Consider the following 20,579-nt stretch of genomic DNA (forward strand, 5'->3'; position numbering starts at 1 on the left):
GCGGCGGGCCCGCCAGGATGGAGCCTTCGTCAAACCTCTGCCTGCCCCACGAGCAATCCCACGGTCTGCCCAAGGTTCGGTGGGCTGGGTCGCGGCGCAGGCGGCGCCTGGATCGGCATCAACAACAGCGACTGTTTAAAGTCCCTGCAGGCCTCGATCAAGACTTCGCAGCCAATGCCGCGGTAACCGACAAAACCGGACCGCTGGTCGAACATCGGTTCACCGCTGACCCGGTATTTGTGCTCGACACCATCGGCGCCAATGCGGCTGAAGCTGAAGTCCAGGAACGGCCGGCGCGCCGCGATAGCCGCTTGCACTTGGGCCCGCTCCACCTCGTTCCAGCCGCTGATGGCGCCCTTGTTTGCGTGGCCTAAAAAAGCCCCCAGGCCCAGGCCCAACAGCTCCTGCACCGGGCCGGACACGGTGGTGAAGTCGCCGCTCTCGTTTTGCTCCCAATACCAATCGGCGGCCAACTCGGTCAAGCGACGAAAGCGGTTTTCGCTCTCGCTCAGTTCGGCGGTTCGCTCGGCCACCGTGCGCTCCAAGAGCTGGTTGAAGTTAGCCAGCTTTTTGTACAAGAGCCGCACTTCCAGCATATTGTGGATCCGCGTTCTGACCTCCAGCAGATCAAACGGTTTGCTGATGAAGTCCTTGGCGCCCGCCTGCAGCGCGCGCAGCTTGTGAGCCGGCTGGGCGGTCAACACGATCACCGGCAAGTAGCCGTCGGCGTTCAGCGGCTGCAGCGCCGCCATCACCTCGAAGCCATCCATACCGGGCATCTGCAGGTCCAGCAAGATCAGATCAAAGTCATGCAGTTGGTGCAAGGCGCAAACCTCGGTCGGCCGCGTGGTCGACCAGACTTGCGTGTAGCCGGCGTCGTGCAGCAGTCGCTCGAACAACTGCAAATTGGCATCCAGATCGTCAACGACCAAGATGCGCGCTTGAAGAATTCTTGCCTCATCACTCATCACGAACTCTCCTTCTCAAGCGCTGGTCTTGTGGCGTCGCCCAGTTGGCGCTCCTGCAAGGCCAGCGCCAACGTAGCGAACAATTCATCGACCCGAATCGGTTTGGTCAGGTAGCGGAAGAAACCCGCCTCCAGGCCCTTGGCAATGTCGCGCGGCATCGCGTTGGCGCTCAACGCAATCACTGGAATAGCCGCGGTCAAGGCATTGGCGCGCAGCACTTGCAAGGCTTGAAAGCCATTGATGCCGGGCAGATTGATGTCCATCAGAATGACCTCGGGCAAGGCCGTCAATGCCAGCTCCAAGCCTTGACGCCCATCGCGCGCCTTCAGCAGGCGCAAGTCGGCACGCCTTGCCAAGAGCCTTTCAATCAAGAGCATATTGGCCGGGTTGTCCTCCACATACAGCAAGGTGGCCACACCCGCCGGCGCCTGCTCAGGCGCCCCGGGCGGACTTGCCAGGTGGTTGGTGACGGCGTCCAACTGCGGGGCATCGGCTTGCTGCAACTCGATCCAGAACACGCTGCCAACCCCCGGCTGGCTGCGCACGCCGATCTCGCCGCCCATCAGTTCCATCAGGCGCTTGCTGACGACCAGACCGATGCCGGTTCCTTCGGTCGCGCCGCCTTCTTGGCCGAGGCGGTTGAAGGGTTGAAACAATTGTTCGATCGCCGCCGCGCTCAGCCCTTCGCCATCGTCTTCGACGCTCAGGCGCAAACGCCCGCCCACTGCGCCAAGGGCCGGCATGCATTTCACCCGCACCTCACCGCCGCTGCGGTTGTACTTGATCGCGTTGGAGAGCAGATTGATCAGCACCTGCTTGACCCGGGTGCGGTCGGCGGTGATGAAGGCCGGGCCCTCGGGTGCGGTGAAGTTCATCCTGATGCCGGCGCGCTGCGCCTGCGCTTCCATCATCGCCTGGCAATCCAGCAAGACCTCGGCCAGCGACATCGGTTCGGGCGACAGCGACAGCTTGCCCGACTCGATCAAGGCCAGGTCAAGAATCTCGTTGATCAGCTCCAGCAAGTACCAGCCGGCCTGCAGAATCTGATCGATGCTGGCCTGCTGGCTGGGCGCGGGCAGCGGCTCGCCGGTCTCCATCAGCTGTGCAAAGCCCAGAATCGCATTCAGCGGCGAGCGCAGCTCGTGGCTCATGCTGGAGAGGAAATCTGATTTGGCCTGATTGGCCTTTTCCGCCACCACCTTGGCGCTGCCCAGCGCCACATTGACATCCTGCAACACCAGATCGAGCGCCTTGCGCTCGGTGATGTCGCGCGCGGCGGCAAACACGCCTTGCAGATTGCGGTCGCGGTCGTAGAAGGTCGTGGCGTTATAGGACACGACGGTTTGCTTGCCGTCGCGCGCCAGCGCGGTCAGCTCGTAATTGGTGACCTTGTTCTCGGCCAGCACCCGCTTGATGCCGGCCTCGGCGCGCAGCGGGTCAGTGAAATAGTTTTTGAACGGCGCGCCGATCAGCTCATCGCGGGTGCAGCCGGTCAGCGCCTCCATCTGCTTGTTGACGTCGGAGATGATGCCGGCCGGGTCGGTGGTCATGATCGCGTCGATGTTCGCTTCGATCAAAGAGCGGGTGTAGAACTGCTGGTCGCGCAGGCGTTGATCGAGCTTTTTGCGCTCTTCCTCGATCTGCTTGCGCGCGGTGTTGTCGGTGCCGATCAGCAGATAGCCAATGATGGCGCCGGCCGCGTCGCGCAGCGCCGTCACCGACACCACGGCCGGGAAGCGGCTGCCGTCCTTGCGGATGTAGGTCAGCTCATAGATATCTTCGATGCCGCGCGAGGCCTTGAACACCAGCGCCTCAAAGCCCGGCGTGATGGTGGTGCCCAGCTCCTGGCTGAGTGCTTCGGCACGCGCAATCACTTCGAGCGGATCGGAGATGTCGGCCGGGGTGATTTTGTTCATCACATCGGCGGCGGCAAAGCCCAGCATGCGTTCGGCGCCGACATTGAAGAGCTGGATCACGCCTTTCTCGTCGGTCGCGATGCTGGAGAAATTGGCGCTGTTGAGGATGGCGTTTTGCAGCGCGCCGGTCTTGAGCAGGGCGGCCTGGCGACGCTGCTCGGCGCTCAGGGCCGAGCCGATCCCGACACCGGCATCGCCGTCATCTTCGGCATCGGCAAAATCCTGCGCCGCTGGCGCAAGGGGTAAGACAGCGTCGAACATGGTGGCAATCCTCGAAAAGCGTACACAAAGCCCGGATCCGGGCTAACGCTCATCGGTCGACCCAGCCATCGGTCGAACGAACAAGGCGGCAAACGAAAACAAGCGCCCGACCCCTTTTGAAGTCGAGCGCCTGCATATTCGCCTGCGATGGTTCGGCCGTCTGTACGCTGACGCACATAGGCCGGCAATCGCCAAAATAACTGTCTACTTAGCCGGCGTGAACCAGTCTTCGGTGGCGGAACGCTCCCAAGCACCGATCTGGGCCTCGGCCTCATCCTTGGCCACGCCGTAACGCTCCTGGATCTTGCCGGCCAAGATTTCGCGCCGACCGGCGACGACATCAAAGTCATCCTTGCTCAGCTTGCCCCATTGCTCGGTGGCGCGGCCACTGAGCTGTTTCCAATTGCCTTCGATGCGATCCCAATTCATGGCTGACTCCCTAACAATTGTCGATTTGAAACTTCAAGGACGAACCGTGATTTCGTTCTTGACGGCCTTCACGCCATTGACCTTCCAGGTCAGGCTTTGGGCCGTGTCTTTTTCTTTCTGGTTCTTGGCGAAGCCGGACAGCATCACTGTGCCCTTCATCGTTTCAACGCTGATGGCGGCGGCGTCGACTTCGGTGTTTTCCACGAAGCGGGCCTTGACGGCGGTGGTGATCGCGCTGTCATCGATATAGGCGCCGACCGGCTCCTGGCCGCGCGTAACGGCGCAGCCGGTGGCCGACAACAGGGCGACGGCGGCAACGATGCTAGCCAGCGTGTTGCGAAGATTGAGTGTGTTCATGATGGTGAGTCTCCGGTACGGGTTGATAAATAGACAGACTGCGACTGGCCTTAAGCGGCCAACCAGTCCTTGAGTTCCTCGGCATGATCCTGCTCATCGCTGAGGATGCTTTCGAGCAGACGACGGGTGGTGCTGTCCTTGTCACCGATCAGCTGGATCAGCTGGCTGTAACACTCGATCGCAACCCGCTCGGCGATCAAGTTAGCGCGGATCATGTCCTTCAGATCGCTGGACTGGTCGTAGGCGGCGTGGCTGCGCTCGGTCAGCGTGGCGGGCGAGAAGTCGGGCGCACCGCCAAGCTGCACGATGCGCTGGGCCAGCCGGTCGGCGTGGCCTGACTCTGCATTCGCATGCACCAAAAACTCCTCGGCGATCTTCGGCGAAGCCAGGCCCTGCGCTGTGAAATGGTGGCGTTTGTAGCGCAGCACGCAGACCAACTCGGTGGCCAGCGAGTCGTTCAAGAGCTTGACGATCTCGCCCGCCCAAGGGCCGTAACTGGGCGTCACCGCGCCTTGATCGAGGCTGTGTTTGGCGGCCTCAACGGCCGCCATATCCAAGTGCATCGCAGGCTTCTGTTCTGCTCTATCGTGATCTTTGTGATGCGTCATGGCACTGTCCTGGTTGAACTTGGATTAACTTGGATTGACTTGGATTAGCCCCAAGCGATAAGGCCACTTTAAGAAAATGCGTGCCGCGGGGACATCAGCGCGCTTCGCCTGCCGCTGTAGGAAGAAGCCGCGCTGGGCTGTGGGCAGGCAGGCCGGCGGGTGCCGGCAAGAGCGGAATCACAAAGCTGCTGTAGGCGGGCAGCTCCGGCCAGACCAGGCTCTGGCCCGGCAGCAAGAGTTGGCCCGGCGTGGCCAGGGCCTCAGCTGGCGTCACGCGCAGCAAAACAAAATGCATCTCCCGGCCCTGGCGTTTGAGCGTCAGCTCGACGCGCGGCCAATGACTGGGCAAATAAGGCCTGAAGGACAGTTGTAGCGCTTCCAAGCGCAGCCCGCAGATGGACTCTAGCGCCGCGCGGTGCAACCAGGCCGCCGCTCCGGTGTACCAGCTCCAGCCACCCCGCCCGACATAGGGCGGCTGGCTGTAGACATCGCCGGCCAGCACATAGGGCTCGATCCTGTACACCGGGCCATGTACCGGATGGGCGGCCCGGTGCGCCGGGCTCAGATAGCTGAAGTAGCGGTACACCGCGTCACCGGCTGACTCGCCCGTGTCGGGCTCGGCGCTGACTTGCGCCAGCTGCGCTCTGGCCATCAAGGCCCAAACGCCGGCATGCGAATACTGGCCGCCGTTCTCACGCACGCCGGGCGGGTAGGCCTGGATATAGCCGGCACTCGGCAGCGCATTGACCAGCGGCGGGTCCAGCAAGCGCAAGAGGCCGGCATCGGCATCGATCAGATGGGTTTGAGCGGCCGTCATGGCCATGCGCTGCAGGGCCGTCGGCGCCGCGCCCGACAGCACGCTCCAGGCCTGCGCGATCAAATCGATGCGGGCTTCTGCATTCTGGCCGCTGCCCAGCGGCTCGCCGTCGTCAAAGAAGGCGCGCTTGAACCATTGACCGTCCCAGGCTGGCCCGATCAGTGCCGAGCGCCAGCCCGCAGCGGCCGACTCCCAAGTGGCAGCACGGAAAGTCTCGCCGCGCGCCCGCGCCAGCGGCGCAAAATCAGCCACCACCCGGCATAAAAACCAGCCCAGCCAAACCGATTCACCGCGCCCCTCGATGCCGACCCGGTTCATGCCGTCGTTCCAGTCGCCGCTGCCCATCAGCGGCAGGCCATGCACGCCGACGCGCAAGCTGCGGTCCAGCGTGCGCGCCGCATGCTCATAGACCGAGGCGGCCTCAAGGCTTTCGGTCGGCGTGTAGTAAGCATCCTCGGCGCCGAGCGAAATCGGCGCGCCATCCAGAAAAGGCACGCTTTGATCGAGCAGGCCGGCGTCGCCGCTGCTGCGCAGGTAATGCGCGCAGGCCAGTGGCAACCACAGCAGATCGTCCGAGAAATGCGTGCGCACGCCGGCGCCCATGGGGCTGTGCCACCAATGCTGGACATCCCCTTCAACGAATTGACGCGAGGCGCACAGCACGATTTGCTGGCGCAGCATGGCCGGTGCGGCCCAGGCCAGCGCCATCGCGTCTTGCAGTTGATCGCGAAAGCCGGTGGCGCCGCCGGCTTGGTAAAAGCCCGCCTTGGCCCAGAGCCGGCAGGCCAGGGTTTGATACAGCAACCAGCGGTTCACCATCGCATCAAACAGGGGGTCAGGTGTTGATAACTGGGTCGCGCCCAGCAAGTCATCCCAGCTGGCTTGCGTGGCGGCCAGGCGCTGCGCGGCAGACACGGCAGCGGCCTGTTCGGCCAGTTGCAGCGCGGCGGCCGGGCTGGCGCCATAGCCGAGCAAAAACACCCGGCGCGCACTGGCGCCCGGCGCCAGCTGCAACGCGGTCGACAGGGCCGCACAAGGGTCCAGGCCGGCGCCCTCGCGCTTGCCGAAAAAATCGGGCAAGACCAAACGGCCGCGCGCATCGAAGAACTCGCGCCGATCGCAGGTCCAGTCCACGCTTTCGGCGTTGTGGCCTGCTTTGGCATGCGACTCCGTCGGCGCGGCCAGGGCGAGGAAGGCGGTACCCGCGCCAAAGCCCTGCGCTTGCTCGGCTTGCGTCGCCAGCAAAGTGTTCAGGCGCCTATCGCCGGCCCGTGTCGGCTTGGCCGTCGTCAGCAAGCTGCTGCGGTCCGCGCGGTTGGCGCCGAGCAGCCATTCCGCCATGCCGACCACGCGCAGCGACAAGTTGCGGCTGCCATGGTTGACGAAGGCCAGTTCGATCTGCTTGACCGAAGTCAGCGCATCGGTGCACCAGGTCGCCGTCACTGCCAGATCGCCGTGCCTGTGCTTGATCACGCTGAAGCCCTGGCCATGCGTCACTTCGTAACTGACGTCGACCGCCCCCCAGGCGCCCGGCGCCACGCTCCAGGCCGCCTGCGTGCTCAAGTCCTGCAGCAAAAACCACTCGCCCGGCAGGTCAGCGACCGCATCATTCGACCAAGGCGTGAGCTGGTTCATGCGGCTGTTCAAGGCCCAGCTATAGCCGCCGCCGGCCTCGGAGATATGGGCCCCGAAGTCGCGGTTGGCCAGCACATTGATCCAGGGCCGCAGCGGCCTGCGAAGCGCGTCGATCTTGAACTTGAACTCACCTTGTTCAGGCGAGCCCTGCGCGCCAAATTGACCTTGGAACTGCGGCAAGTCCGGCGCCATATTGCTGCCATGCTCGGGGCCGACCGCCGTCATCGAGCCCTCAAGCCGCGCGTCCAGCGCTTGCTCATGCTGCTCCAGCCAGTCCGCAATATGGTGTGGCAGCGGTCGGCCGTCGGCGTGCAGCCGCAAGCAGGCCAGCGTACGCAAGCTGCTCAACTCGGCGTCCGTCAGTTCATCAGCGCGCAGCACATGCAAGCCGCACAAGCCCTGAGCGGCCGATTCGCCGGCCTGGTTCTCGGCCAAATGACGTTCACGCAACGCCATCAGCTCGCGCTGCAAGGCCATCAAGTAGGAGGCCGGCTCGGCATTGATGATCACCAGATCACAGGCAACGCCGCCCCAGGACCACAGCCGCAGCGCCTTGGCCAGCGTGCGCAGCAGGCCCAGGCCCTGCAGCACGCCGGCCGAGACCAGAATCAGCGGCTTGTCGCCCGAGATGCCGAAGCGCCACAGCTGGCGGCGGTCACAGCTCGGCGTGGCCGCCGGCAGCGCTGCGCCCGGGTCGAGAGGCAAGGCACTCTGCGGCCGCGTCAAGGTCAGCACCAGCGCGGTCGTCACCGACTGCAGCGCGGCCAAGTTCTCGGCGCTCAGGCCCAACGCGCGCAGCCGAATGCCGGTCAGCGTGGCCGACATCAGCGTGGCCCGCTGCACATGGCTGGGCTGGCGGTATTTGTCGATGATGGCGTCCAGCCTGGCGCGGCTGTCGCAAGCGGCAGTGGCGAAGGTCAGCACCACCTTGGCCTGCGGGCCGACGCGCACCCTTGCGGCCAGCGCGCAGACCGGATCCAGGCCGGTGTCCTGGTGCGCCCGCATACCCGGCTCGGCGGTGGCCGGCGTCTCGAAATCAGCCAGCGGCTGGCCGGCCTGGCGGTTGCGGCCCAGCCACTGCTGGCGGTCGGTCTGGCAGCGCAGGCCCAAGAGATGGGGCCCGCCATCGGCCAGAAAATGCGCCGCCAGCAGACCCTGCTCGCTGGCCAGGCGCGGCTTGCGCTCGAACAGCAGCGCTTGGTCCTCGGCCTGCCATTCGGCGCGCAGGAACAGGTTTGAGAAGGCGGGATGCGCTTCGTCGGCGCGTGGCTCGGCCAGCGTCACCTCAAAGGCCGAGATCAACTCGAACTCCAAGCTGCGCTCGCTCAAGTTTCGCAACTCGACCTGGCGAAACTCGATGTCGTCCTCGGGGCTGACCCAGACCGTGGTTTGGACCTGCAGTTGCGGCCAGACAGCCTCGAAGCACACGGTGTCAGCGTGAAAGGTGCTGCGGTACTGGGCGGCCGGATCGGGCGCCGGATGCTGGGTGATGGACACCAGCCCGGCACGGCCGCCCGTCGTCGCCAAGCCGCGCAGATAGAAAAAGCTGCCCAGCGTATCGCGCAAGGCGTCATCGCGCCAGCGGCTGATGCCGATCCGGCCCCAGCGGCTCCAACCCGCGCCATTGGCGCGCAGTGACACGCTGTAGCGCCCGTTGGACAACAGATGGGTGGGCGCCACGGCGGTCTCCCCCGGCAGCACCTCGCGCAAGAGGCTGGGCGCGCGCACCTCGCGGGGCTGCTGCACCCAGCCCTGCGGTGGTTCAAACAGCGCCGAGACCTCGCGTGGCGCGCGCTCATGCAGCAGCGAGGCCACCGCTTCGATAGGTGCCGGCGCCATGCCCCAGCGCTGCGCCACGCCGCCCAGCAAGACATTGGCCAGCGCCACGAGGCTCATGCCTTGGTGGTGGGCCATCAAGGTGCTGACTGCGGTAAAGCGGGCGCTGCCGCTCTGGCGCGCGGGTGTGTAGTCGAGTGCTTCGATGAAGCCGTAGCGACCACGCACGCGCCCCAAGGACTCCAGCATGGCGAAATTGCGGCAGGCGGCCTGCGGCGCTATCTGCGCGGCCAGCGCGGTCGCATAGGGCGCGATCACCAGCTCCTCGGCCGGCGTGCGGCGTAGCGCCAACCGGGGCACCCCTTGCGGCGCGTACTGGTAGGCCAGCGTGTAGTCGCGCCCGGCATAGGCCGACTCGGAAATCCCCCAGGGCGTTTGATTCAGCTCGGCGTAGCGGATCTGCTCCAGCAATGCCGCCAGACAGGCCTCGCGCAAGACGCTGCCATGCGGTTCGTCCAGCACCAGGCTGGGCATCAGATATTCGAACATCGAGCCCGACCACGAGCGCAGGCCGGCCGCCGTCGCCACGGCGAAAAACGGCCGCCCCAGCGCCCCCCAATGGCGCACCGGCACATCGCCCTTGGCGACCGCAAACAGGCTGGTCAGGCGCGATTCCGAGGCCAGCAAATCGTAAAAACCCGAGTCCAGCTGCTGCTCGGCGACGCGGTAACCAATATGGAACAGGTGGCGCTTGGGGTGGTAGAGAAATTTGAAATCGGCCTCGCCGGCCAGGCGCTCAAAGGCCTCGGCCAGCGCCAGCAAACGCTGTGCGGCAAGCGGCCGGTCGGTCGCGCGCAAGTCCAGGGTGGTCGAGTGACGCGTGGCCCGCAGATCGGCCAAGCACCAGCGCAGCTGCAGGCGCAGCGAGGCCGCGCCGCCGCAGCGCCCGGCCAGCAATGGCCTGAGCCGATTCTGCGCAGCCTGCAGCGCGCGCGCGCTCGCCTGGCCATCAAACGGGGCCTTCGCCAGCGCGCGGCAGGCTTGGGCCGCAGCAAATAAATGACCGCAGAGATTGCCGCTGTCCACGGTGGACACATATCTGGGCAGCAGCGCTGCGCCACGCTCGGTGTCATACCAATTCAAAAAATGACCGTGGTAGCGCTCCAACTCGCCCATGCTGGACAGCGTCGCCTCCAGCCGGCTCAGCAGGTCCTGCGTGCCAATCCAGCCGAACTCGCGTGCGCAGGCCGTCGCCAGCAGGTACAGGCCGATATTGGTCGGCGAGGTACGGTGCGCCAGCATGTCTTGCGGGTCCAGCTGCAGATTGTCGGGCGGCAGGTAGCGGTCGCCGGGACCTATGCAGCGCTCGAAAAACCGCCAGGTGTCGCGCGCAATGCCCTGCAGGTAAATTTGTTCGGCCAACAAGAGCTCAGGCTGCTCACATGCCAGATTAGGTCGACTGACCCACCAACTGACGAGCGGTGCGGCGAACCAGGCCAGGCAGAACAGTCCCGCCAGGTAGGGATGAATATTGCCGACCATCGCCAAGCCAGCCCACAAGCACAGCGCCAGCAAGGGGGCCCGCCAATGCTGGCGCAGCACCGCCGGCAGACTCGTTTTGGCGGCGGCCTGCGCGCTCGCGGCAGTGGTCCATTGCAGCAGCAGGCGGCGGCTGAAGAGCATGCGGTAAAGCGCCCTGATGACGGCGTCCAAGGCCATCAAGGCATGCTGCAGCAACTGGCCCAGCAACCACAGGCCGCTGAACAGCGCGCGCAGCAGGTCGGTCGCCGCACGGGCGTAGAAATGGCGCAGTGCGAGATCATCCCGACTCGGCGCAAAACCGGCCAGCGCGCCCAGCAGGGGCCCAGCCGCCAGCGCCGCCCAGACCAAGCCCAAGGCGACCCAAGGCGCTATGGCCATGCCGGCCAGCGACAAAACCAACAGCAGCAAGGATGCCGGCGCGACCAAAGAACGGCGCAGATTGTCAAACATCTTCCAGCGACTGACCGCGCGAAACGGGTAGCGCCAGGGATTCAACAGGATGGGCAATAACTGCCAGTCGCCGCGGGTCCAGCGGTGCACGCGCGAGGCCGCCACATCGGCATGGAATGGCGCGTCCTCGACCACCGTGATGTCGCTGACCGCTGCACAGCGCGCCAGCGCACCTTCCAGCAAGTCATGGCTCAAGACCTGACCCTCGGGCAAGCGCGCATGCAGCACCGCATGCAGGGCCTGCACATGCAGCAGACCCTTGCCGCTGAAGCTGCCCTCCTGGAACAGGTCCTGATAGACCTCGGAGCTGGCCGCGCTATAGGGGTCGATGCCGCATTGGCCGGCAAAAAACCAGTGGTAGAGGGTGAAATCCTTGGGCGCTGGCAGCGGCGTCACCACGCGTGGCTGCAAGATGCCATAGCCCTGGGCAATATAGCGTCCGCTAGGGTCCAGATGCGGCTGGTTATGCGGGTGGGCGGCAACGCCGACCAGCTCGCGCAGGCGCCCGGGCGGCAGCTGGGTGTCGCTGTCCAGCGTGACGATGTAGCGCGTGGCGCGCTGCGGCGTCGACAACTCGCCCAAGTCGATAAAGGCCGCTTCAGTGCGCTCCCAAGGCGGCGGCTTCTCAGCGGCCGGATCGACGTTTGCTTGGCGGGCCGGATCGACCAGGAGATTGACCAACTGCTCCAGCTTGCCGCGCTTGCGCTCCCAGCCTATCCAGGCCTGCTCGGTGCGGCTGAAGCTGCGCCGCCGGTGCAACAACAAAAAGCGCGCCACCGGCAACTCTCCCGGCAGCGCGGCGGCCGCTGGATGGCGCAAATTGAGTTCGCGCAGTTGCGCGCAGGCCAGTTCGAGCAGAGCCGCATCGGCGGCCAGCTCGGGCGTGGGCGCGTCCAGCCAGTCGCTCAGCAATGCGAACTGCGCCTGCGCCTCGGGGTTGGCCAGATAGTGCAGATGCAGGCGGTGCACCAGCTCGCCGACGGCAGCAGCGCTGCTCAACATCGCCGGTACCACCACCATCACCCGGTGCTCCGGCGGTATGCCTTGCGCCAGCGCCAAGCGCGGCAAATGGCTGGGCCGGGCCGACTCACTGACCAGGCGGTTGATCACCGCCACCACGGCCTCGGACGCGGGGAACAACATCAGCAGCGCTGCCAGCGTCCACACGCCCTGCGGCGGGAGCAGCCAAGCCACCAGGCCCAAGCTGAAACAGCCCAGGGCCGCAAGGTAAATCGGCAAGGCCAGCCGGCGGCCGGCGCGCCGCGCGAGCTCGCTCAGCCATTCCAGGCTGCGCTGATGCACATTGCCAGGCAGACCGAGTGCCGCCAACAAGGCTGGCCGGCCGGCGCCGGCCAGCCAATAGCAGGCGTCCGCTTCGTTTTGATCCAGCTGATCGCGCTTATCGCCCATCAGCGCCAGCAAGGCCTGCGCCACCGCCACCTCGCTGCGGCCGCTGCGTCGCGCCAGCCGCTCGATCGCATGCAGGCTTTGGTCGCGGGTGACCATATGCTCGGCCGCGAACACCGGCGCGCTCATCATCAAATGCATCAAGCTACTGCTGTGCGCGACGATGTCGGGCCAGTCGGCGTCCCCAATCGCGCGCAAGCTGGTCAGCGCATTGCTGACGCTGAGGTTGTCGGCGGTCTGATCGGCGGTCTGCTGCAGCTGCGCGGCGGCCAGATCGGGCAAGGCTTCGCTCAGCCAACGCGCCCGCCTTGAATCACTTTGGCGCTCGCCGGTCATGCGCTGATCCTGCAGGCGCTGCGCCATCTGGGCCAAAAAGACCCGGCCGACGCCGCGCTGATTCAGCAGCGCCAGCAAGTCGTCCAGCGCGGCGGTGGTGAAGCTGTCCAGGCGGTCAAAACAGAGATTGGCAACCTCGCGCGCTGCCTTGTTGGTCGCCACCCGCTCGGCCAAGCGGCGCAGGTTTTCCACCAGCACCACCCGCAGCGTGGTCGGCAAGGCCCAGATCTCGCGCAGGCTGAGCTCGCGCGTTTCCTGGTAGGCGGCCAGAAACTGCAACAGCAAGTCCTCATCGAAGGCGCCATCGGTATGCGCGACAAAGGCCCAGGCCACGCCGTAGATGCGCGGCAGACCGGCCAGCGGCTCGGCCAGCAAGACCGGCAAGGCGCGGAAATAGCCACGCGGCAAGCCCTCGTGAACCTCTTTGAGCTGGGCCTCGATCAGATGGAAGTTATCAAGCAGCCATTCGGCCGCCGGGCTGATGTCATAGCCACTTTTGGCGCGCTCGCCGATATAGCGGTGGGCTTGGCGCAGCGCCTCAATATTGCTGCGCAGGCGGGGGAAAAAGCTCGCCGCAAACGCGCTCGAGCGCTCGGCGCTGTGGGTGGCGCCGAGGCTGCGGCCATGTTGCGCAAAGCGCTGCGGGCCGAAAATTTCGGCCCGTATCGGCGCTTGTAAGGCGCCGCGCTCGCCGCCCAGGATCTCACACAACAGGGCCGAGGCCTCGGGCAGCAGGCGCTGCAATTCCCGCGTGGCCATCGCTCAGCCAAGCAAGGCGCTGCCAAGCACCAACAGCAGCAAGGCCAGCACCAGACTGGTGACGAAACGTGGTGCCACAAAGCCATGCAAGGTCTCGGCCGCACAGCGCAAGCGAAAGATGCCGCCGCTGTTGGCCCGGCACAAGCCCAGGTGCTCGCCCATGGCTTTGAGCTCACCGGGTGACGTGTCGGCGCTGTCGCCGAACGATGAGGTGCTCCAGGTGCTGCCGGAGCCTGCGTTGTTGTGCCTCATAGTCATCCCCCTCAACGCCGAGGACGCACGGGCTGCTCATTCTCCGAGACGTAGATCTCGACCCGGCGGTTCAGCGCCCGGTTGCTGGCACTTGCGTTGTCAACCACTGGAAAGCTCTCGCCATGGCCGACCGTCGCGATACGCGTCGCCGCCAAGCCATTGCCCGCAGCCAGCAGCGCCGCCTTGACCGCATCGGCGCGGCGCAGCGACAAGGCCTCATTCAGGGCCGTGCCGCCACTGCTGTCGGTATGGCCTTCGATCAACACTTGCCGATTCGGATACTGCTGCAAAAACTCGGCCAGCTTGCGCAGCGACTGCTGGGCAGCCGGCTTGACTTCGGCACGGTTCAACTCGAATAACACGTCACCCAAGGTCACCAGCATGCCGCGCTCGGTCTTTTGCGCCTGCAATGCGGCCAACTCAGCCTGCTGAGCCTGCAGCTGCGTCTGTGCTTGCGCCGTCTGGGCCTGTGCGCTGACCGCGGCGGCCACAGCCACCCCGCTCGCTTGCTCGGCGGCGGCGGCTTGACGCTGCGCAATGCCGGTCTGATTTCGCGAACGCTGTAGTTCAGCGGTGCGCTGATCAGCGCGCGCACGCTCGCGTTCGGCTTCGCTGCCGGTAAGGGCCGCGTCATTGCTCTTGGCCAGCGCCACCGCGACCGCTCGACGCGCTTGGCTGTTGGCCACATAGGCCGAACTGTCCAGCTCCGCACCGGCGTCGCCCTTGGCCAGCAGCGCGTTGGCGCGGCTGAGCGAGTCGGTGGCCGTCTTCAACTCCAATGGCGCATGTGTGCGCACCATGGGGTCTGCCTCGGCATTCAGCACGGCCTGGCGCGCTTCCACCAAGGCGGGCGGCGCTGCCGGTGGCGTGCTGGCGCAAGCGCCCAGCAGCAAGCTGCTGAGCAGCAAGGAGGATGTCTTGGGGGTAAAGGCAAATGATTTCATGGGGCGGTTTTCCTGGTGCTGACGGGGCTGAGTTGTGTTGGACATCACTTGCGCGACATCTCATCGCGCAGCTGGCGTATGCCCTCGCGCACCTCCGCCAGCGCACGGGCCGAGCGAACCGAACGGGCCTGACTCTCGGCCAGCGCGGCGTCGGCCTCGGCCTGCTCGGCCAAGCGCCGCGCCAGCTCAAAATCCTTGTTGGCAAAGGCCGCATTGGCCAGACTGAGTTTTTGGCGTGCGGCCGCCACTTCCACCGGCGCGTCCACTGCAGCCGAGGTGTCGGCTCGCTCGACCGCCGCTTTGCTGACCGCCATTTGCGCCGTTGGCGGCGTGCTGGAACACGCTGACAATGCTGCGATCAAAACCAGGCTGACAAAGGGCAGCGCAACTCGCGGATGTTGCTGTCGCTGTTGCTGTTGGGGTGTTAGGGCAAGGTATTTCATGGCTTCTCCAAAGGTCTGCATGTCTTGTTGCCATGATGCTGAGCCAGCCCCGCTATCGCCATCAGCCGAGCCCGCAAGCGGCTGTCAGACAGGGACTACAGCGCTGCGCCAAGGGCTCAGTCGGCGTGCTGTTTGAGCCAGGCCAGGTAATGCTCGACCCAGCTCTGCATCAAGCCCTTGACGCCAGCGCCGAAGCCGCCATCGGCATCAAAGAAGCCTTCCTTGGCCTGCAAAAAGGCCTCGGGCACACCCATCGCGGGCACATCCAGGCAGGCCAGCACATTGCGCAAATGTTGCTGCGCCAGCGCGGTGCCGATGACGCCCACCGATATGCCCAATAGGCCCGCTGGCTTGCCCGCCCAGACGCTTTGCCCATAGGGGCGCGAACCATGGTCGATGGCGTTCTTGAGCACGCCGGGGATGGAGCGGTTGTATTCGGGCGACACAAACAGCAAGCCCTGCGAGGCCAGCACATCGGCCCGCAGGCGCTGCACGGGCGCGCTGGGGGTGGCGTCGTCGTCTTGGTTGTAGAGCGGCAAGTCCCCGATCTCGATGGCTTTGAAGCTGATCCAATCGGGCGCCAAGCGCATCACGGCGCCGGCCAACTGCCGGTTGAAGGACTCGCGGCGTAGGCTGCCGACGATCACCGCCACTTGATAGTTCTGCATAAGAAGTCTCCGCAAAAAGGAGACTCGAACTTACGCAAGCTGATCTGACTGGTCTGTGCGTTAGGCCACGTTCGTTAGCAGCCGGCGCGACTCAGGCGGCGCTTGAGTTGATCGATTTCTTCCAGCAAGTCCAGCACCAGGGCGGTGCCATGTGGGGCCAGATCCAGCTCGCGCTGCAGGCGCAGCGCCAGGCGCGCGCGGCGCAGCGCAGCGCCCTCGAACAGCCATTGCCCCATGTCTTCGCCCATCACGCCGAACACCCCCTCGTGCACCAACTCGGCCACTTGCAAGGCATCCACCTGGCAGGCCTGGCTGAGCCCGCTCAGCGTGAATTGCCACTCGCGTTCGACCACGATCGCCGGCTCTGCCCCTTGCTGCTGCACCAAATTCATGGCCATCTTGAAACTCCTCAAGCTTGCACCGAAACGCGTGGGTTGAAACTGCTGAACTGCGCCGCCATGCTGCGGTAGGCGTCTTCGGCCGCCTGCGTGTCGGCCGGCGGCAGCTGCACTTGCAAAACCGCATAGAGATCGCCGGCGGCACCGGCATTGAAGGCCGGCAAGCCGCGCCCTTTGAGCCTGAGCTTGCGCCCGCTTTTGGACGCCGGCGGCACCGTCAGGGCCAGCTCGCCGTCGGGCGTTTGCAAGCTCACCGTCGCACCCAGGGCCGCCTCCCAAGGCGCTACAGGCAGGTCCATATAGACATCCCCGGCCTCGACACGAAAGCGCGCATTGGGCAAAAACGCAATCTCCAGATAGAGATCACCGGGGGGCGCACCGCCATGCCCCATTTGCCCCTGCCCCGCCAAGCGCAGATGCTGACCGGCCTGTATGCCTTTGGGAATGCTGACTTGGATGCGCTTGTTTTGCATCTGTGCAGCACCGGCCGCGTCACGCTGAGGCACATGCAAAGTGATCGTGCGCTGCGCCCCCCGGTAGGCGTCGAGTAAATCAATGCTGACCTTCGCATGCTGATCTGCGCCCGCGCGTTGCGAGAATTCATGCGCCGAGCCCCGGCCATTGCCGCGCCCTGCCTGGCGACCAAACAAGGCCTCAAAGAAGCTGCTGTGGGCGCCGCCCGCGCCGTCCGCGCCATTTGGCGCACCCGCAAACTCGCCGCCGTTGAAGGCAAAGCCATCGCTCCAACCGGGCGCCGGCTTGAACGCCGAGCCGCCCTGCGCCTCTTTGTCGATGGCGTCATAGGCGGCGCGCCGCTCCACATCACAAAGCGCTTCATGCGCCTCCGCGATGTCTTTGAAACGCGCCTCCGCGTCAGGCTCTTTGCTGACATCCGGGTGGTACTTGCGCGCCAGCTTGCGATAGGCGCGCTTGATTTGATCGGCGGTGGCGCTGCGCTCAAGCCCTAGCGTGCGGTAATAGTCCTTGAACTCCATGGCTTGAGGCTTCCCGCTGTGTGTGAATGCGCGGCGCTGGCCATCAGGGCCGCGCTCGCTGCCCCGCATTTGGCCGGGCGGCAACACAGCCTGTCTGTGCGCCAGCGCACACAAGCGGCGGCAATTCGAGCCTGCGTTGCGCCAACGCAAGTCGTTCGCCGGCAAGCCCCCCTAACTTCATCGCCGCGTCCGTTTCAAGCACCGTAGCGGTCTACACTGCCGGTTCAACCTGACCAGGCCCCTCCACCGCAAGCTTTTGCCGTTATTGGCGCTATTCGCCAATATTCGCCGCTTGGAGTTTTAAATGGCCGCCCCTTCCAGCCTTCGCAAGAATCACCTGCTCGACGCGCTGCCCGAGCCGGAATGGCAGCGCCTGCTGCCCCATCTTGAGAGCGTCGACATGCCGCTGGGCTTGGTGCTGTACGAGCCGGGCAGCACGCTCAGCCATGTCTATTTCCCCACCAGCGCGATCGTGTCTTTGCTCTACGTAATGCAAAACGGCGCTTCGGCCGAGATCGCCGTGGTGGGCTTTGAAGGCCTGCTGGGCATCTCCTTGTTCATGGGTGGTGACTCCACGCCCAGCCGCGCGGTAGTCCAGAGTGCGGGCCAGGGTCTGCGGATGACGGCGCAGGCCATCAAGGAGGAGTTCAAGCGCTCCGGCCCGGTGATGCATCTGCTGCTGCGCTACACGCAGGCGTTGATCACGCAGATGTCGCAGACTGCGGTCTGCAACCGCCACCACTCGCTCGACCAGCAGCTCTGCCGCTGGCTGCTGCTCAGCCTGGACCGGCTGCGCAGCCATGACTTGGTGATGACGCAGGAGCTGATCGCCAATATGCTGGGCGTGCGCCGCGAGGGCGTGACCGAGAGTGCGCTCAAGCTCAGCCAAGCGGGCCTGATCCGCTATGCGCGCGGTCACATCACCGTGCTGGACCGCCCCGGCCTGGAGCGGCGTAGCTGCGAATGCTATGCGGTGGTCAAGAAAGAATATGAGCGCTTGCTGCCCAAGGCCATGGCAGTTTGAGAGCGCCCCTGTAGGACAGAGTTGACAGCAGCATCAGCCCTCGGCTGATGGTCAGGCCAGGGACGCGAGGCAAAGATGGGCACTCCAAAACGCATCGGAGCCCGTCATGAAACCAAGCCCAAGCCTGAGCTGCGAGCCGCGCCAAAACCTGCTGCTGGCCGAGTTGCCCGACGAGGACCTGGCACTTTGGGCCGGCTCTCTGGAGCCGGTGGCGCTGAGCCTGGGCCAAGTGCTGTGCGAATCGGGCAGCACTGCCGCGTTTGTGTACTTCCCCACCACCGCCATCGTCTCCCTGCTCTATCTGACCCAGGACGGCGAATCGACCGAGATCGCGGTGGTTGGCCGCGACGGCGTGGTCGGCATTTCGCTCTTCATGGGTGGCAACGGCACACCCAGCCGCTCGGTGGTGCAAAGCGCCGGTCAGGGCCTGCGCCTGCCGGCCCACCTGGTCAAGCAAGAGATAGCCCGCGCTGGCACCATCCAGGCCATGCTCTTGCGCTATACCCAAAGCTTGATGGCGCAGGTAGCGCAAACCGCCGCCTGCAATCGCTACCACTCGATCGACCAGTTGCTGTGCCGCCGCCTGCTGATGGGCCTGGACCGGCTGCCTTCCGAGGCGCTGATGATGACGCAGGAGTTGCTGGCCAATTTGCTCGGCGTGCGCCGCGAAGGCGTCACCGCTGCCGCGCTCAAACTCAGCCAGGCCGGCTTGATCAGCTACAGCCGAGGCCGCATCGCGGTGCTGGACCGCGCCAGGCTGGAGCAGCGCATGGGCAGCCCGGCCTTGATCGTCAAACCGCGCCGGGCCACCCAAGTGCCAGTGGCGGCATGAACGCCGCCGCACCTCACCGGCACGGAACACCGACGCAAAAAAAACGGCGAACACGCGGCGGGAATGCAGTGGCAATGCTCCGGCAAAGCGGCTTGAAGAAGCGTGAACATCCCGCGCAATAGCCCCAAACTTCGGGAGCGTCATCTTGACCCAGGCCGACAACCACCTGATTGAGTTGCTGCCCAATGCCTCGAAAGAGCGCCTGCTGGCCTTGTGCGAGCCGGCGCATTTATGCCTGTCTGAACGGCTCAGCGAGCCCGCCCAGCGGACCCAGCATGTCTACTTCCCGGTCGACGCCTTTGTGTCCCGGGTCGCCTTGATTGATGGTCATCCCGGCTTGGAAGTGGGCATGGTCGGCCGCGAGGGTATGGTGGGCGCGCACTTGGTGCTGGGCGTGGACCACTCGCCGCTGCTGGCCCTGGTGCAAGGGCCCGGCCGCGCTTGGCGCATTGAGGCCGCAAGCTTTCGAGCCGAGTTGGCGCGCAGCCCAGAGTTGCGCAGCATGCTGAACCGCTACCTCTATGTTTTGATGGCGCAGATGGCGCGCTCCGCGACTTGCTTGCGCTTTCATTTGGTTTTGCCGCGGCTGGCCCGCTGGCTCTTGATGAGCCAAGACCGGGCGCATGCCGATGACTTTCAGGTCACCCATGAGTTTCTTGCTTATATGTTGGGCGTGCGCCGCGTTGGTGTCACCTTGGGGGCCGGCCACTTGCAGCGTCAGGGCTTGATTGCCTACCACCGCGGCCATGTCTCGGTGTTGAACCGAGCCGGACTGGAGGCCGTCGCTTGCGGCTGCTATGCCAAGGACAAGCTGATTTATGCCACCAACATGGTTTGAAGTCTGGCGCCCTGCAGGCTCGACCCCAGCATAAAGTCCGAACAACAAAGAGCGGCCGCACATTGCTGTGCGGCCGCTCTTTTCAGATCAAGGCAAAGCTCAAGGCTTGGTGCTGCGGCGGCGCGCCACAAAGGCCATTGCTGCCAAGCCCGCCAACATCAACATATAGCTCTCCGGCTCCGGTACGGCGGCCGCGAAGTTGATCGACCCGCCACCTTGGCTGATCAAAAACCCACCATTCACCGGCAGCACCTGCGAACTGGTGTTGGTGAAGGCCGTGATCGCCTGACCGTAGAACGGCGACGGCGACTGGAAGAACCCAGCTTGGCCGGCATCCACATTGAAGGTCAAATTGGCGGCGGCCGAAGGCGTGAAATGCACACCGTCACCACTCGGAATCGTCACCACGGCACCCGAAATCAAGCTGCCCGTTGCCAGCACCACTTCGCCGGTCGCGGTCTCGGTCGGGGTACTGCCACTGAAGCCGAAGCTGGCCGTGCCGTTGTAGCCGTACAGCGTGTAGTTGAGCGAGGTGAAGGTGCCGAAGGTGACGCCCGTGGCCGGATTGCCGGCAGAAGACATCCCCGTGCCCGTGAAGGCAACATACAGGCCGTAGGTCTCATTCAAGCCGGTCGGGCTGAAGGTGGATCCACCCAATTGCATGGCACCGAAAGACAGATAGCCACTTTCCGTGAAGCTGCCGCCAGGCCCCGACAACACAGATGAGTAGTTGGAGATCAGGATATTGTCCCCAGTGAATGAAGTACCTGCCAATCCAGCCGCGGCCGGGTCAAAGGTGAACTGCGGCAAAGGCGCGGCCATTGCGCTGGCGCAGACGGTCGTCAATGCCAAAGTCATGGCGCTACGCTGCAGCAGCGGCTTGCAGAAGGACGTGAAAGTCGTTTTCATTGTGGAACTCCAGGG

At 64.9% G+C, this 20,579-nt stretch carries 16 protein-coding genes; 3 read left to right on the forward strand and 13 right to left on the reverse strand.

Going from position 1 to position 20,579, the window contains the following annotated elements; genetic code table 11:
* Positions 1 to 29: 29 nt before the first annotated feature.
* From LNV09_RS20110 to LNV09_RS20165, 12 genes are all read right to left on the reverse strand, one after another.
* Positions 30 to 968, reverse strand: a complete 939-nt coding sequence (locus tag LNV09_RS20110; RefSeq protein ID WP_263558860.1) for a response regulator — start codon at positions 966 to 968, stop codon at positions 30 to 32.
* The gene (locus tag LNV09_RS20115; protein ID WP_263558861.1) at positions 968 to 3,145 is read right to left on the reverse strand and encodes a hybrid sensor histidine kinase/response regulator; all 2,178 of its coding nucleotides are present in this window, start codon (positions 3,143 to 3,145) and stop codon (positions 968 to 970) included. Before LNV09_RS20115 ends, LNV09_RS20110 begins: the two co-directional genes overlap by 1 nt.
* 204 nt (positions 3,146 to 3,349) lie before the next feature.
* Complete coding sequence (locus LNV09_RS20120; RefSeq protein ID WP_263558862.1) at positions 3,350 to 3,574, reverse strand: CsbD family protein; 225 nt, start codon at positions 3,572 to 3,574, stop codon at positions 3,350 to 3,352.
* A gap of 33 nt (positions 3,575 to 3,607) precedes the next feature.
* Positions 3,608 to 3,931 carry a BON domain-containing protein gene (locus LNV09_RS20125; RefSeq protein WP_263558863.1) on the reverse strand — a complete coding sequence of 108 codons (324 nt, stop codon included), beginning with the start codon at positions 3,929 to 3,931 and terminating at the stop codon, positions 3,608 to 3,610.
* 50 nt (positions 3,932 to 3,981) lie between these two features.
* The gene (locus tag LNV09_RS20130) at positions 3,982 to 4,494 is read right to left on the reverse strand and encodes a ferritin-like domain-containing protein (protein WP_263558998.1); all 513 of its coding nucleotides are present in this window, start codon (positions 4,492 to 4,494) and stop codon (positions 3,982 to 3,984) included.
* A 139-nt stretch (positions 4,495 to 4,633) separates the two neighbouring features.
* Complete coding sequence (locus LNV09_RS20135) at positions 4,634 to 13,261, reverse strand: glycoside hydrolase family 94 protein (protein ID WP_263558864.1); 8,628 nt, start codon at positions 13,259 to 13,261, stop codon at positions 4,634 to 4,636.
* Positions 13,262 to 13,264: 3 nt separating this feature from the next.
* Entirely contained in the window at positions 13,265 to 13,513 is a 249-nt protein-coding gene (locus tag LNV09_RS20140) for a hypothetical protein (protein WP_263558865.1), read from the reverse strand.
* 11 nt (positions 13,514 to 13,524) lie between these two features.
* Positions 13,525 to 14,457: an OmpA family protein gene (locus LNV09_RS20145; RefSeq protein ID WP_263558866.1), complete on the reverse strand. Its 933-nt coding sequence runs from the start codon at positions 14,455 to 14,457 to the stop codon at positions 13,525 to 13,527.
* A gap of 44 nt (positions 14,458 to 14,501) precedes the next feature.
* A complete protein-coding gene (locus LNV09_RS20150; RefSeq protein ID WP_263558867.1) occupies positions 14,502 to 14,900 on the reverse strand; it encodes a DUF4398 domain-containing protein in 399 nt (132 codons plus the stop codon).
* A gap of 116 nt (positions 14,901 to 15,016) precedes the next feature.
* Positions 15,017 to 15,568, reverse strand: coding sequence for an NADPH-dependent FMN reductase (locus LNV09_RS20155; RefSeq protein WP_263558868.1), 552 nt, complete (start codon positions 15,566 to 15,568; stop codon positions 15,017 to 15,019).
* A gap of 74 nt (positions 15,569 to 15,642) precedes the next feature.
* The gene (locus tag LNV09_RS20160) at positions 15,643 to 15,966 is read right to left on the reverse strand and encodes a chaperone modulator CbpM (RefSeq protein ID WP_263558869.1); all 324 of its coding nucleotides are present in this window, start codon (positions 15,964 to 15,966) and stop codon (positions 15,643 to 15,645) included.
* An 11-nt stretch (positions 15,967 to 15,977) separates the two neighbouring features.
* Entirely contained in the window at positions 15,978 to 16,961 is a 984-nt protein-coding gene (locus LNV09_RS20165; protein ID WP_263558870.1) for a DnaJ C-terminal domain-containing protein, read from the reverse strand.
* Between the two features lie 304 nt (positions 16,962 to 17,265).
* On the opposite strand from LNV09_RS20165, the gene LNV09_RS20170 reads away from it, so the two are divergent.
* The 3 genes from LNV09_RS20170 to LNV09_RS20180 all read left to right on the forward strand — a co-directional run bounded on the left by LNV09_RS20170 (position 17,266) and on the right by LNV09_RS20180 (position 19,655).
* Complete coding sequence (locus LNV09_RS20170; protein ID WP_263558871.1) at positions 17,266 to 17,985, forward strand: Crp/Fnr family transcriptional regulator; 720 nt, start codon at positions 17,266 to 17,268, stop codon at positions 17,983 to 17,985.
* Between the two features lie 106 nt (positions 17,986 to 18,091).
* Complete coding sequence (locus LNV09_RS20175) at positions 18,092 to 18,817, forward strand: Crp/Fnr family transcriptional regulator (protein WP_263558872.1); 726 nt, start codon at positions 18,092 to 18,094, stop codon at positions 18,815 to 18,817.
* Between the two features lie 145 nt (positions 18,818 to 18,962).
* Positions 18,963 to 19,655, forward strand: a complete 693-nt coding sequence (locus LNV09_RS20180) for a Crp/Fnr family transcriptional regulator (protein ID WP_263558873.1) — start codon at positions 18,963 to 18,965, stop codon at positions 19,653 to 19,655.
* Between the two features lie 99 nt (positions 19,656 to 19,754).
* Here the strand turns inward: LNV09_RS20180 and pepA are convergent, their stop codons facing one another.
* Positions 19,755 to 20,564, reverse strand: a complete 810-nt coding sequence (gene pepA, locus LNV09_RS20185; protein ID WP_263558874.1) for a flocculation-associated PEP-CTERM protein PepA — start codon at positions 20,562 to 20,564, stop codon at positions 19,755 to 19,757.
* Positions 20,565 to 20,579: the final 15 nt, after the last annotated feature.

The sequence above is a fragment of the Paucibacter sp. B2R-40 genome, from assembly GCF_025717555.1.
Taxonomy (GTDB): Bacteria; Pseudomonadota; Gammaproteobacteria; order Burkholderiales; family Burkholderiaceae_C; genus Paucibacter_A.